Origin of the sequence: Amycolatopsis ruanii (assembly GCF_003385175.1) — a bacterium.
GTDB classification, from domain to species: domain Bacteria; phylum Actinomycetota; class Actinomycetes; order Mycobacteriales; family Pseudonocardiaceae; genus Amycolatopsis_E; species Amycolatopsis_E thermalba.
Genome location: NZ_PQHY01000002.1, coordinates 177,125 through 190,502, shown reverse-complemented (window position 1 = coordinate 190,502; position 13,378 = coordinate 177,125). Strand labels below are relative to the sequence as shown.

10 protein-coding genes and 1 pseudogene are annotated in these 13,378 nt (G+C 71.7%); 8 read left to right on the top strand and 3 right to left on the bottom strand.

Going from position 1 to position 13,378, the window contains the following annotated elements; all coding sequences use genetic code 11:
- A pseudogene (locus D0D28_RS36480) lies at positions 1-103 on the top strand (IS982 family transposase); the annotation flags it as partial.
- A 285-nt stretch (positions 104-388) separates the two neighbouring features.
- Positions 389-1,609, top strand: a complete 1,221-nt coding sequence (locus D0D28_RS01970; RefSeq protein ID WP_116109487.1) for an acetyl-CoA C-acetyltransferase — start codon at positions 389-391, stop codon at positions 1,607-1,609.
- Between the two features lie 58 nt (positions 1,610-1,667).
- Here D0D28_RS01970 and D0D28_RS01965 read toward each other — a convergent pair whose 3' ends face one another.
- Positions 1,668-2,471, bottom strand: coding sequence for an LppU/SCO3897 family protein (locus D0D28_RS01965; RefSeq protein WP_094004672.1), 804 nt, complete (start codon positions 2,469-2,471; stop codon positions 1,668-1,670).
- Positions 2,472-2,617: 146 nt separating this feature from the next.
- Positions 2,618-3,454 (bottom strand): Bax inhibitor-1/YccA family protein, encoded by an 837-nt coding sequence (locus D0D28_RS01960; protein WP_094004671.1) that lies wholly within the window; start codon positions 3,452-3,454, stop codon positions 2,618-2,620.
- A gap of 189 nt (positions 3,455-3,643) precedes the next feature.
- Here D0D28_RS01960 and D0D28_RS01955 point away from each other — a divergent pair, with 189 nt between their 5' ends.
- Positions 3,644-5,638, top strand: coding sequence for an SDR family oxidoreductase (locus D0D28_RS01955; RefSeq protein ID WP_116109499.1), 1,995 nt, complete (start codon positions 3,644-3,646; stop codon positions 5,636-5,638).
- 59 nt (positions 5,639-5,697) lie between these two features.
- On the top strand, positions 5,698-7,329 hold the full coding sequence (locus tag D0D28_RS36475) for a cell division protein DivIVA (protein WP_240323040.1): 1,632 nt from the start codon (positions 5,698-5,700) through the stop codon (positions 7,327-7,329).
- 303 nt (positions 7,330-7,632) lie between these two features.
- Here D0D28_RS36475 and D0D28_RS01945 read toward each other — a convergent pair whose 3' ends face one another.
- Entirely contained in the window at positions 7,633-8,937 is a 1,305-nt protein-coding gene (locus tag D0D28_RS01945; protein ID WP_205413166.1) for an amidase family protein, read from the bottom strand.
- Positions 8,938-9,613: 676 nt separating this feature from the next.
- Between D0D28_RS01945 and D0D28_RS01940 the strand changes: the two genes are divergently transcribed.
- The 4 genes from D0D28_RS01940 to D0D28_RS01925 are packed head-to-tail and all read left to right on the top strand — an operon-like array spanning position 9,614 to position 13,377.
- Positions 9,614-12,025 carry a sensor histidine kinase gene (locus D0D28_RS01940; RefSeq protein WP_116109486.1) on the top strand — a complete coding sequence of 804 codons (2,412 nt, stop codon included), beginning with the start codon at positions 9,614-9,616 and terminating at the stop codon, positions 12,023-12,025.
- Positions 12,022-12,432, top strand: a complete 411-nt coding sequence (locus D0D28_RS01935; RefSeq protein WP_020421504.1) for a roadblock/LC7 domain-containing protein — start codon at positions 12,022-12,024, stop codon at positions 12,430-12,432. The genes D0D28_RS01940 and D0D28_RS01935 overlap by 4 nt, the downstream gene beginning before the upstream one ends.
- Positions 12,432-12,806, top strand: coding sequence for a DUF742 domain-containing protein (locus D0D28_RS01930; RefSeq protein WP_017984828.1), 375 nt, complete (start codon positions 12,432-12,434; stop codon positions 12,804-12,806). Before D0D28_RS01935 ends, D0D28_RS01930 begins: the two co-directional genes overlap by 1 nt.
- On the top strand, positions 12,787-13,377 hold the full coding sequence (locus D0D28_RS01925; protein ID WP_094004668.1) for a GTP-binding protein: 591 nt from the start codon (positions 12,787-12,789) through the stop codon (positions 13,375-13,377). The genes D0D28_RS01930 and D0D28_RS01925 overlap by 20 nt, the downstream gene beginning before the upstream one ends.
- Position 13,378 lies beyond the last annotated feature (1 nt).

The window sequence follows — 13,378 nt, the reverse complement described above, 5'->3', positions numbered from 1 at the left end:
CATCCGCATCGCCCAACGTCTCCTGGCCCTGACCGCGGCGATCTGGCACAACCGCGCCACCGGCCAACCCACCACCCGATCCCTCACCGCCTACGACCACTAACCGAGATCGGAATTACTCATCTAGCCCCGCGGTCGGGTGAGGGCGGGACGGCGTCGAGGCCACCGGGCGGGGTGGCCGGGCTGTAGTGCCGCGCGGCGGCGGTGCTGTCCTCGACGGCCGGGCGCGCAGGTGCTCCGGCAACTTCCACCTTCCCCGGGTCATCGGGACCCGGGTGAAGCGGGCGCGCCATCGTGGCCGTCGTCGCGTAGGGGTTTGACCGCGCGCGCGAAAGGGGCAGGATGTAGGTAAGCACGCGCTTAGCCCGACCCGAAGGAGTGTCCCGCCATGCCTGAAGCCGTCATCGTCTCCGCCGCGCGTTCCCCGATCGGCCGCGCCGGGAAGGGCTCGCTGGTGAGCATGCGGCCGGACGACCTGGCCGTCCAGATGGTCCGCGCCGCCCTGGACAAGGTGCCGCAGCTGGACCCGAAGGACATCGACGACCTCATGCTCGGCTGCGGCCTGCCCGGCGGCGAGTCGGGCTTCAACATGGGCCGCGCCGTCGCGGTCCAGCTCGGCTACGACCACCTGCCCGGCTGCACCATCACCCGCTACTGCTCCTCCAGCCTGCAGACCACCCGGATGGCACTGCACGCGATCAAGGCCGGCGAGGGTGACGTCTTCATCTCCGCCGGGGTGGAGACGGTGTCGCGGTTCGCCAAGGGCAGCTCGGACTCCTGGCCCGACACGCACAACCCGATCTTCGCCGACGCCGAGGCCCGCACCGCGAAGACCGCGGCCGAGGGCAGCGACACCTGGACCGACCCGCGGGAGAACGGCGAGCTGCCCGACGTCTACATCGCGATGGGCCAGACCGCGGAGAACCTCGCCCGCCTGAAGAACGTCTCCCGCGAGGAGATGGACGAGTTCGGCGTGCGGTCGCAGAACCTGGCCGAGAAGGCCATCGCCGACGGGTTCTGGGCCAAGGACATCACGCCGGTCACCCTGCCCGACGGCACGGTCGTGTCGAAGGACGACGGCCCGCGCGCCGGCGTGACGATCGAGGGTGTGTCCGGCCTGAAGCCGGTGTTCCGCCCGGACGGCCGGGTCACCGCGGGCAACTGCTGCCCGCTCAACGACGGCGCCGCCGCGCTGGTGATCATGTCCGACACCAAGGCGAAGCAGCTCGGCATCACGCCGCTGGCGCGGGTCGTGTCGACCGGCGTGTCGGGCCTGTCGCCGGAGATCATGGGCTACGGCCCGGTCGAGGCGTCGCAGCGCGCGCTGGCCCGCGCCGGGATGTCGATCGGCGACATCGACCTGGTGGAGATCAACGAGGCGTTCGCCGCGCAGGTCATCCCGTCCTACAAGGACCTGGGCATCGACATCGAGCGCCTGAACGTCAACGGCGGCGCGATCGCCGTGGGCCACCCGTTCGGCATGACCGGCGCCCGCATCACCTCGACGCTCATCAACTCGCTCCAGCACCACGACAAGCAGTTCGGCCTGGAGACGATGTGCGTCGGCGGCGGCCAGGGCATGGCGATGGTCATCGAGCGGCTCAGCTGACCCCAGCCACGAGAAAGGGCCCGGTCGCAGGTGCGGCCGGGCCCTTTTCGCGCGTGGATCAGGCGCTGGCGCCGTTCTTGGCCACCAGGCAGAACGTGGTGGCGGGCTCGGGGTAGGTCAGCGCGCCGTCGACCTCGAGGCCCTCGCACACGGCCTCGTCGGCCTGGCCGGTGACGACCTTGACGAACTCGACCTCCGCCGTCGGGTCGGTGCACGGGACCCGCTTGTAGCCGTCACTGCCGGACATCACGTTGGCGAAGCAGTCACCGTCGTGGGCGTTGATCATCAGGCAGAGCTTGTACGAACCGCGGCCGGTGACGCTGTACTCGTCGTAGTCGGTGGTCGGGCAGCTCGCGGACGGGCTGTCGAGCTTGGCCGCGATCTTGACGTTGGCGCTGTCGTCCGAGCAGTCGATGCGGTCCGGGCTCTCACCGCGCTCGAACTTCTCGATGTGCAGGCAGTCGCCGACCTCGGCGCCGGCCGCGCCGAACTGACGCGACACGACCCAGCTACCGACCGCCAGCACGATCACCACCGCCGGGATCACGAAGCGGAGCCAGGTCAGCTTCTTCTTGGCGGGCTGGCCGGGCGGCGGGCCGAACGGCTGCCCCGGGGGCGGCCCGAACGCGCCGGGCTGTCCGGGCTGTCCCGGCGGCGGGAAGGCCGGCGGGGCGCCCGCGGGCTGCCCGGGCGGCGGCCCGAACTGGCCGGGCTGGCCGAACTGACCGGACTGGCCCGGCTGGCCCGGCTGACCGGGAGGCGGGCCGAACGCGCCGGGAGCGCCCTGGTTGCCGGCGGGCGGCTGGTTGCCGAACGGCGCCGGCTGCCCTCCAGGCGCAGCCGGCGGTGGGGGGACGCTCACACGAACCTCACAGATGTAAACGAGACAGTAGTGCCCGTATCCAACACTGCGTAGTCAACACAACGATCACCGGCCCACCGAAAGGGTGACGACACAACAAAAGGACACCCGGTTGGTCACCGGGTGTCCTTCTGCGGGCCGAACTACTAGTCGTTCTGCAGGTACGACAGCAAGCGCAGGATCTCCAGGTAGAGCCAGACCAGGGTGGTCATCAGGCCGAACGCGGCGAACCACGCCCACTTGGCCGGCATGCCCGCCCGAATCATCTGGTCGGCCGCGTCGAAGTCGAGCAGCAGGCAGAACGCCGCGACGCCGATGACCACGAGGCTGAAGATGATGGCGAGCGCGCCACCGTCCCGCAGGCCCATGTTCACGCCGAAGAGGCCGAGCACGAGGTTGGCGAGCATCAGGATCATGACGCCGACGAGGGCGCCGATGATCCACTTGGTGAGCTTCGGCGTCACCTTGACCGCGCCGGTCTTGTAGACGACCAGCATGCCGATGAACACACCGGCGGTGCCCAGGATCGCCTGCAGGGCGATGCCGGGGTAGAGCATCTCGAAGAGCCCGGTGATCGCACCGAGGAACACACCCTCGGCCGCCGAGTACAGCAGCGTCATCGGGCCGCTCGGCTTCTGCCGGAAGATCATGATCAGCGACAGCACCAGGCCGACGATCATGCCGCCGAGCATCAGCCCGAGGACCGGGCCGAGCGCGTTCGCGTCGGCCTGGCTCTGGGCCCAGATCGCCGCGAGGACACCGGTGATCAGGGCGACACCGAGGCTCATCCCGGTCTTGATGACGACGTCATCGACGGTCATGGGGCGTTCGGTCGCCGGCGCCTGCTGCGCGCCGTGGCCCGACGGCATCCCGTAACCGGGCATGCCCTGGGGCTGGTTGAAGCCTACGTTCGGCCCGTAGGAGCCGTATCCCGCGCCGCCGGTGGGCAAGTTGCGGAACGCTGGGTTGCTTGTGGATCGCACCTGATCCTCCTGGATCTACTGGCACCTGCATCAGGTTCAACGTCGGCAGCGCCCTGCCGGTTCCCGTCAAGTAAAGGCGACTTTACTCGCGCCCGCTGATCGTTTCGGGGACCCCGTGCACTATGACTGTGGTCACGGCGGCCAGCCCGGCGCACAATGCAGCCGGGCGACGACGCGGAGGGCAGGCACATGACCGGGTATCTCGTGACGGGTGCGACCGGGTTGATCGGACGTCAGTTCACCCCGCTGCTGCTCGCCAGGGAGGACGTGGACCGGGTGTTCCTCCTGGTCCGCGAGAAGTCGCGGGAGCGGCTGACCGACCTGGTCAACGGCTGGCCGCACCCGGAGAAGGTCACGCTGGTCGAGGGCGACCTCGGGCGCGAGGGCCTGGGCGTCGGCGTAGACGTGCGCGCCGAGCTGCGCGGGCGGGTCGCCGGTCTGGTCCACCTGGCCGCGCTCTACGACCTCACCGCCGACGACGCGACGAGCGTCAAGGCCAACGTCGACGGCACCCGCCACGTGCTCGACCTGGCCGCCGAAATCGACGCGGGCTGCCTGCACCACGTGTCGTCGGTGGCCGTGGCCGGCGACCACGAGGGCGTGTTCACCGAGGACATGTTCGACACCGGCCAGCGCCTGCCCACGCCCTACCACCGGACGAAGTTCGAGGCCGAGCGGCTGGTGCGGCAGCAGTCCGAGGTGCCGTGGCGGGTGTACCGGCCCGCCGTGGTGGTGGGCCACTCGCAGACCGGCGAGATGGACAAGATCGACGGCCCCTACTACCTGTTCCCCGCGATCAGCAGGCTCGCCGCGCTGCCGAACGTGCCGCTCGTCGGCCCGGACCTGGGTGACACGAACATCGTGCCGGTCGACTACGTCGCCAGGGCGCTGCTGGAGCTGGTGGTCCGGCCCGGGCTGGACGGGCGCGCGTTCCACCTGGTCAGCCCGGAACCGCAGTCGGTGGTGTGCGTCTACAACGCCTTCGCCCGCGCGGCCGGTGCGCCGACGATCAACGTCGAGCTGGACCGGCGGCTGTCCCGCGGCCTGCTGAAGCTGGCGCGGCTGGGCGAGCACGTGCCCGGGTTCACGATCACCCGCGATGCGTTCCTGGAGCGCCTGGGCATCCCGGCCGTCCTGCTGGACACGCTGTCGTTCCCGTCGGTGTTCGCCTCCGCCGCGACCCGCAAGGAGCTGGCGGCCAGCGGAGTCGACGTGCCGCGCATCGAGGACTACGCGCCCGCGCTGTGGCGGTACTGGCGCGAGCACCTCGACCCGTTCCGCGCCCGCAAGCACGGGCCGCGCGGTGAGCTGGACGGCCGTCGCGTGATCATCACCGGCGCGTCGTCGGGCATCGGGCGGGCGACCGCGCTGAAGGTGGCGGCCGAGGGCGGTGTCCCGCTGCTGGTCGCGCGGCGCGAGCCGGAGCTGGCGGAGGTCCGGGACGAGATCATCGCCGCGGGTGGATCCGCCTCGATCTACCCGGCCGACCTGACCGACGAAGAGGCCGTGCGCAAGATCGTCGACCAGATGCTGAGCGAGCACGGCCGCATCGACATGCTGGTCAACAACGCCGGCCGGTCGATCCGCCGCTCGATCAAGCTGTCCTACGACCGCTTCCACGACTACGAGCGGGCGATGGCGATCAACTACTTCGGCGCGGTCCGGCTGATCCTCGCGGTGCTGCCGCACATGGCCGAGCGGAAGTTCGGGCACGTCGTCAACGTGTCCTCGATCGGCGTGCAGGGCATCGCGCCGCGGTTCTCCGCCTATGTGGCGTCAAAAGCCGCGCTGGACTACTTCAGCAAGATCGCGGCGACCGAGACCCACGGCGACGGCATCACGTTCACGACCATCCACATGCCGCTGGTGCGCACGCCGATGATCCGGCCGACGAAGATCTACGACGCGTTCCCGACGAAGTCGCCGGACCAGGCCGCGAACATGGTGGTGCGGGCGCTGAAGAACCGGCCCAAGCACATCGGCACCCCCGAGGGGTACCTGATCCAGGCGGCGTACACGCTGCTGCCGGGGCTGGTCGACGCGGTGGCCTACGAGGGTTACCGCGTCTTCCCGGACTCCACGGCGGCCGGCGGCAGTGGTGAGCTACGCATCGGGAAGGGCGAGCGGCACCTGTCCCGCGCGGCGAACGCGCTCGTCAAGCTGACCAGGGGTTTCCACTGGTGAGTGACACACCGGGCGTGGCCTGACAGTGTTAACACGCTGTGCGCGGGTACGGTTTTCGCATGGTCTCTGAGCGCGACAGCCTGCTCCCGTTGCGGCGTGAGTACAACCAGGTGTGGCACGGCTTCGACCGCGGGCAGGTGCTGCAGTACCTGGATCACGTCGAGGCGAATCTGCGCCGGGTGATGGCCGATCGCGACAACGCGATGAGCCAGGTGGGCAACCTGTCGCGCGAGCTGGAGGGCGCGCGCGGGGAGATCGCGCGGCTGCGGAACCGGGTCGAGGAGCTGAAGCGGCCGCCGGAGCGGATCGAGGACCTCGACGAGCGCATGCAGCGCACGGTGGAGCTGGCGGAGATGCGGGCCGAGGAGATCACTTCGCGGGCGCAGGTCGCGGCGGAGGAGCACTGGAGCGCGACGACCGAGCTGTCCGGGAGGTTGCGTGAGCGGTACCAGAGCCTGCTGGCGGAGCTGGACACCCACGGGCAGGCGCTGCAGGCCGAGCACAAGCGCGCGCTGGAGGCGACGAAGGCCGAGGTCGAGCGGCTGACGGCGGAGGCAGCGCGGCGGCGGACGCAGCTGGACATCGAGGCCGAGCGCAAGCGGCGGACGGTGCAGCACGATTTCGAGCAGTCGATGGCCTCGCAGCGGGCCGCGCTGGAGAAGCACATCGCCGACCAGCAGACGGCGAGCAAGCAGCAGGCCGAGCGACGCATCGCGGAGGCGACGGCCGAGGCGAAGCGCCTGGTCGACGAGGCCACCACGAGGGCCCGCCGCCTGGTCGAGGAAGCGACCGCGCGGGCGGAGAAGCGCGAACGCGAGGCGCGCCAGCTGGTCGAACACCTGACGCGGATCAGCACGGAGGTCGCCGGACGGCTCCGCAAGACCGACGAGGTGCTGGCCCGCAGCCAGTCGGCGCTGGAGCCACTGCGCGAGGAGTCCGTGGTGGACCTGAGCCGCCCGGCGGAGACCCCCAGCGGCGACGGAATGCAGACGATGCCCGCGGTGAAGCCCGCCCCGGGACCGGGACCGGGGCCGGGACCGGGGCCGGCTCCGGCTCCGTCGGGCGACGGCGCGGCAGCAAGGCCCGCGGCGGCGGGTAACGCGGCAGCAGGTAGCGCGGCGGCGGCGAAGCCCGCTGCCGGGAGCGGTGTGGCCGGCACGGCCGGCGGCGCGGCAGCGAGGCCCACCCCGGCCGCGAAGCCCGCTGCGGGTGGCGCGGCTGGTCGCCCCGCTTCCGGGCCGCAGGTGGCACCGGGCGCGGATGGCCAGGGCGGTCCGGCCGCTGGTGGACAGGACGGCCGGGGCAGCAGCCCGAGTTCGAGCGGGCAGGGCGGCGGCTCCGCCACGAGCGGCCAGGGCAGCCCTGCCACGGGCAGCGGTCAAGGCGGTCCGGCGGCAGCTGGCCAGGGTGGCTCGGCCGGCCGGGGCCGGGGCAGCAGCCCGAGTTCGAGCGGGCAGGGCGGCGGCTCCGCCACGAGCGGCCAGGGCAGCCCTGCCACGGGCAGCGGCAAGACCGGCCCGGCGGCCGGAAAGCCCGCCCCCGCGAAGCCGGCCCCTACAGCCAAGCCCGGCGGAGGCGCCCGTCCCGTGACGGGCAAGCCGCCTGCGGCGCTGGCCGGTCCCGCGGCGCAGCCGGAAGGGCAGCAGCCGCCCAAGCCGCTCACGAAGCGGCCCCAGTCGAGCAAGAAGTAGCTGCCGCCCAGGGCGCTCCGCGCCAGCGGAGCGCCCTGGGACCGCCGCCGCGATCCGGCGGCGGGCACGGCAACGGACGTGCCCGTGCGGCCGCGCCGGCCCGGCCCTGCAACCGCACCCGCCCAGCCCCTGCGGCCACGGCAACAGACCGGCCCCCGCGACCGCACCCACCCAGCCCAGCCTCTGCGGGCATCCAGATCCCACCCGTCGCGCCACGGCCGGCTGCCAGCAGCCACCCGGGCGCGCGGCCGTTGATCGCGCCCCACCGCGCCGGGCCGCTTGTGAGCGGCCCCCGGCCCGGCGCTAAGGCAGCCGCGGCCAGGGGTTCTTCTTCTCCAGCTCCGCGGCCAGCGCCAGCAGCCTTCCCTCGCCGCCGGGTGGGGCCACCAGCTGCACGCCGATCGGCAGGCCGTTCGGGTGGCGGCCTGCCGGGACGGACATCGCCGGGTAGCCGGACAGGTTCCACAGGCCCGTGAAGCCCGCCAAGGCCACCGACGGCAACGCGTTCGCCAGGCAGGATCGCTCGTGCCACGCCCTCGCCTTCGGTGGCAGCGTCGCCAGCGTCGGCGTGATCAGGACGTCGTACCGGGCGAAGAACTCCGCCGCCCGCGCCGTCCACCGGCGGGCGGTGCCGGGCGTCACCAGCCGCCGCACGGCGTGCCCGATCCGCACGTGCCGCTGCGTCCGCGGCTGCAGCGTCTCCACCGGCAACCCCGCCGCCTGCTCGGCCGGCCCGGCGAACCACCGCGACACGATCCCGGCCACCGGCTCCACCCCGTACCGCGGCCGCGCCCGCTCGACCCCGTGCCCCGACGCCGCCAGCAGCTCCGCCACCCGCTCCACCGCCGCCGTCAACGAGCGCGGCACCGGCGCGTGCGTCAGCGGCACGTCCGTCGACACCGCGATCCGCAACCGTCCCGGCTCGCCGACCTCCGCCAGCCCCGGCCGGTCCGCCAGCACCGACAACAGCAACGCCGCGTCGGCGACCGTCGTGGCCAGGCTGCCGTGCGCGGACATCCCGAACCAGCCGTCCTCGGCCAGCACGTCCGCCCCCGCCTTGATCCCGACCAGCCCGCACATCGCCGCCGGGAGCCGGATCGAGCCGAGCCCGTCCGTGCCGTGCGCGACCGGCACCAGCCCCGCCGCCACCGCCGCCGCGCTGCCGCCGGACGAACCGCCCGCCGTGTACTCCGGCGCCCACGGGTTGCGCGTCACGGCCTCCGGCGAGTCGGTCATCGGCCAGATGCACAGCTCCGGCACGCGCGTGATCCCGACGATCACCGCCCCCGCCGCCCGCAACCGCCGCACGACCAAGTGGTCCGAACCAGCCGGGACGGCCGTGGCGGTCCCGCGCGTCACGGTCTCGCCCGCGACCCCGGCCACGTCCTTGACCGCCACCGGCACCCCGGCCAGCGGGAGCTCCGCCAGGTCCGCACGCGTCCGCAGGAGCCGCGCCTCGGCCACCGCCTCCGCCGCGCGCACCCGGCGGAACGCGCCCACGACCCGGTCCGCCGCCTCGATCCCCGCGATCACCCGTTCGGTCTCCCGCACCGGGTCCGCTTCCCCGGCCCGCACCGCCTCGGCCAGCGCCTTCGCCGTCACCACCATGTGCGAACCCTATAGAAGAAACCGCGACGCAATAACCGCTCACGTGACCGGTCGATCACACAGCGGCCCGGTCGGTGTCGGATTCGTCACGGTTCTCGGCGCACGAAACGTGATCAATCCGTGCACCCACCGTGAGACGGCCTGTTCAGCGCGATCCTCCGAAGTGGACCCGCGGCCGCGGGCTCGACCAGGACCCCTTGCGCCACAGCTAGAATCCGGTTCGGAAACCCCGGTACCCTCATCGATAAAGGTGTGCGATATCACAGGAGAAACGGACGCAGCACCGACCGCTGCAACCAATCGGAGCAAACGGCAAGACCATCCGGCGGAATAGCGCCCGCGGAACGCCTCGGCATTCCACAGTCCGGCGATGATCCGCGCGACCCCGTTAGTGCGGGCGTAACGGGATCATATAGCCGGACGACAATATCCGCGCGGCTGACGAAGTCCCGGACACCTCGACGGAGAGGCGTCCGGTGCGGACAGAACGTGAAGTTGACTCATACTTGTCCGGGCTGGTTCACTCTCCCGGTCGTACAACCCACTGCGGTTCCTGTGCGAAGCGTCAACTCGGGTCCGGGGGCCGAGGCCATCACATCGAGTTGCGGGAAGGCTCCTCAGAGCGTTGAAAAAGGTATTCGGAACACGTAGGCGGCGTGCTTCGATCCGGTCGAGGGTGCTCGCGATCGCGATCGTGCCCAGCGTCGCCCTGCTGCTCGCCGGCGTGGCGCTCGCGGGTTACCTGGTCGTGCAGGCGGTCAACGCCCGCGAGTTCGCGACGAAGGTCCACGACTCGGCCGAGCCGGGCGCCCTCTTCTTCGGCGCGGTGCGCGCCGAGCGGGTGCTGACCCTGCGCACGCTGGCCGGCAACGGCACCCCGGGCGCGGATCTGATCCAGGCGCGGGCCAAGACGGACACGACGGCCGCGCGCATGGCCACCGTCCTGCAGGACATGGTCGACGACGCCCCGGAGTCGGTGCGCCAGAGCATCGCCAAGACCAGCGCGAACTTCGCCCAGCTGCCCGAGCTGCGTCAGCGCGTGGACAGCAGGCAGGCGTCCCCGCTCGAGGCCTACGCCTTCTACAACCGCATCATCGACGAGTTCGCCACCGGTCTGAACGGCGTGGCCGAGGGCGCGCCGGACGCCCAGACCGCGTTCCTCCGCGTCACCGCGATGCCGCTGTTCACCGCGGCCGACGCGATGTCCCGCGGTGACGCGCTGGCGGCCGCCGGAATCGCCGGCCGCGGCCTGTCGGAGGAGGAGTTCCGCACCTACATCAGCCAGGTCGGCGCCTACCACGCCGAGCTGGCGGTCGCCGCCCCGCAGATGATCCCGTCGGTGCGCGCCAAGTACGACGCGCTGCTGGCCAGCCCGGCGTGGGACACGCTGAGCGTGGTGGAAAACGCTTTCCTGCGCGGCAACCAGGATTCGCTGCCCGTGCCCGAGGCGCAGTGGCGCGACGCCGCGACCCAGGTCGGCAACGCGCTGATGGGCCTCTACATCGAGCAGAGCTCCAACGCCACCAACGTCGGCCTGGACAGCGGTGACCGGACCCTGGTCACCTCGATCATCGCCGGCGCCGCCGCGCTGATCGTGTCGCTGGCGGTGTTCTTCTTCGCGTGGCGCCTGTCCAACCGGCTGATCCAGCGGCTGGGCCGGCTGCGCGAGGAGACCCTGGAGGCCGCCGAGACGCAGCTGCCGCAGCTGGTCGAGCGGGTCCGCACCGGTGAGGCCGTCGACCTCGACACCGAGGTCGCGCTGCTGGACCACGGCGACGACGAGATCGGCCAGGTCGCCGACGCGTTCAACAAGGCGCAGCAGACCGCGATCGCGGCCGCCGTGGACGAGGCCAAGACCCGTGAGGGCACCAAGAAGGTCTTCCTCAACATCGCCCACCGCAGTCAGGTGCTGGTGCACCGGCAGCTCAAGGCCCTCGACGAGGCCGAGCGCAAGCAGGAGGACCCGGACCAGCTGGACATGCTGTTCCGCCTGGACCACCTGTCCACCCGCGCGCGACGCAACGCCGAGAACCTGATCATCCTGGGCGGCGAGCGGCCGGGACGGCAGTGGCGCAACCCGGTCGCGCTGGCCGACCTGATCCGCGGCGCCACCGGGGAGACCGAGGACTACGCGCGCGTCACCGTCGGCAAGCTGCCGAACGTCGCGGTCGCCGGCCCGGTCGTCGCCGACCTGGTGCACCTGCTCGCCGAGCTGCTGGACAACGCCACGTCGTTCTCGCCGCCGAACTCGCGCGTCGAGGTGTTCGGTGACGTCGTCGGCAAGGGCGTGGTCATCGAGATCGAGGACCAGGGCCTGGGCATCGAGCCGGAGCAGGCCGAAGAGCTGAACGCGATGCTGCGCGAGCCGCCGGACTTCAGCGTCATGGCGCTGTCCGCGGAACCGCGTCTGGGCTTGTTCGTGGTCGCGCGCCTGGCGTCCCGGCACGGGATTTCGGTGACGCTGCGCGACTCCGCCTACGGTGGCACCCGGGCGATCGTGCTCGTCCGGTCCGAGCTGCTGGCTCCGGTGCCGCAGCCGGACGACGCGGCCCAGCCCGAGGAGGCGCTGGTCCCGGCCCAGAGCGCGCCGGCGCACCGGTGGCCCGATGAGGCCGACGCGCCACCGGAGCCGGCCACCAACGGGCACCACCAGGCAGAGCCGACGGCGCGGGTGGACCTGTTCCGCCCCACGGTCCCGGCTGCTCCGCCGGAGCCTGCGCCGCAGCAGCAGCACACGCCGCCGCAGCGCCCGCAGATCCCGCTGCGCGCGCCGCTGGACACCCGCGTGCCGATCGACACGCGCCCGCCCCAGGCCCGGCCGCCCCAGCACGCCGGACCGATCTCGCCGGACCGCCCGCCGCTGCCGCGGCGCCGACGGCAGCAGAACCTGGCCCCGCAGTTGAGGAAGGACGAGGAGACCGCGACCTTCAGCGCCGCCACCAACGACAGCCCGAAGCCCGACCACAGCACCGTGCCCGACGACAGCCCGGAGCAGGCCCGCAGCCGGCTCTCGGCGTTCCAGCAGGGCACCCGCCGCGCTCGCGAACAGGATCCGAGCACCACCGACATTCTGGGAGAGCACACGTGACGAACGCGGGAATCAACGAGCTGGACTGGCTCCTCGACGACCTCCTGCAGCAGGTCGTGGGAGCGGACCGGGCGGTTGTGCTGTCGGCCGACGGCCTGCTGATCGGCCGGTCGACCAACCTGTCCGAAGAGGACGGTGAGCACCTGTCGGCGGTGGCGTCGGCGTTCCAGAGCCTCGCCAAGGGCACCGGGCGCCACTTCGGCGGCGGCGCGGTGCGCCAGACCGTCGTGGAGATGGACCACGCGTTCCTGTTCGTCACCACGGCCGGGCACGGCGCCTGCCTCGCGCTGCTGACCGCCGCGGACGTCGACATGGGTCTGGTCGCGTACGCGATGAACATGATGGTCAAGCGGGTCGGTGCCGCACTGAGCGCGGCGCCACGAGTTGAGCAGCAAAGCACGCCATGATGATCAGGCGGGACGACGACACCTGGTTCGACGACGCGGCCGGACCGATCGCCCGGCCGTACACGATCACCGGCGGCCGCACCCACGCCGGTGACATCGACCTGCAGCTGCTGTCCCTCGTGGTCGCCCTGCCCGGCCTGGCCGAAGCGGCCACCATGGCACCGGAGTACGCCCGGATCGTGCGGCTGTGCCAGCGGCCGCTGTCGGTCGCCGAGGTCGCGGCGCACCTGGACCTGCCGGTGCCGATCGTGAAGGTGCTGCTGGCCGACCTCATCGAGCGCGGACACGTGATCTACCGGACGTCCCAGCCCATCTCCGACACCCCGGAACAACACGTACTTCAGGCGGTTCTCGATGGCATTCGCAGGCTCTGAGCCCCGGCGGAACGTCTCCGCCACCGTGGTGAAGCTGCTGATCGCAGGCGGCTTCGGGGTCGGCAAGACCACCATGGTCGGCTCGGTGAGCGAGATCTCCCCGCTGCGCACGGAGGAGGCGATCACCCAGGCCTCGGCCGGGATCGACGACCTCACCGGGGTGGAGAGCAAGACCACCACGACCGTGGCGCTGGACTTCGGCCGCATCACGATCAACCCCGAGCTGATCCTGTACCTGTTCGGCACGCCGGGGCAGGACCGGTTCTGGTTCATGTGGGACGAGCTCGCGCAGGGCGCGCTGGGCGCGGTGGTGCTCGCCGACACGCGCAGGCTGGAGAGTTGCTTCCCGGCGGTGGACTTCTTCGAACGGCGCGGGCTGCCGTTCGTGGTCGGCGTCAACTGCTTCGACAACGCCTACCGCTACGGCACCGAGGAGGTGCGCGCGGCGCTGGAGCTGGACGACACGGTGCCGATCCTGCTGTGCGACGCGCGGGACCGGGAGTCGACCAAGCAGGTGCTGGTGATCCTGATGCAGCACGTGATGGCGAACGCGGCACTGGCCCGTCGCTAGT

What these genes read in the sequence shown, in the direction of transcription:
- D0D28_RS01945 (WP_205413166.1), bottom strand. Translation starts at nt 8,937, where the DNA reads ATGGTGGTGACGGCGAAGGCGCTGGCCGAGGCGGTGCGGGCCGGGGAA.
- D0D28_RS36475 (WP_240323040.1), top strand. Translation starts at nt 5,698, where the DNA reads ATGGTCTCTGAGCGCGACAGCCTGCTCCCGTTGCGGCGTGAGTACAAC.
- D0D28_RS01925 (WP_094004668.1), top strand. Translation starts at nt 12,787, where the DNA reads ATGGCATTCGCAGGCTCTGAGCCCCGGCGGAACGTCTCCGCCACCGTG.
- D0D28_RS01930 (WP_017984828.1), top strand. Translation starts at nt 12,432, where the DNA reads ATGATCAGGCGGGACGACGACACCTGGTTCGACGACGCGGCCGGACCG.
- D0D28_RS01970 (WP_116109487.1), top strand. Translation starts at nt 389, where the DNA reads ATGCCTGAAGCCGTCATCGTCTCCGCCGCGCGTTCCCCGATCGGCCGC.
- D0D28_RS01955 (WP_116109499.1), top strand. Translation starts at nt 3,644, where the DNA reads ATGACCGGGTATCTCGTGACGGGTGCGACCGGGTTGATCGGACGTCAG.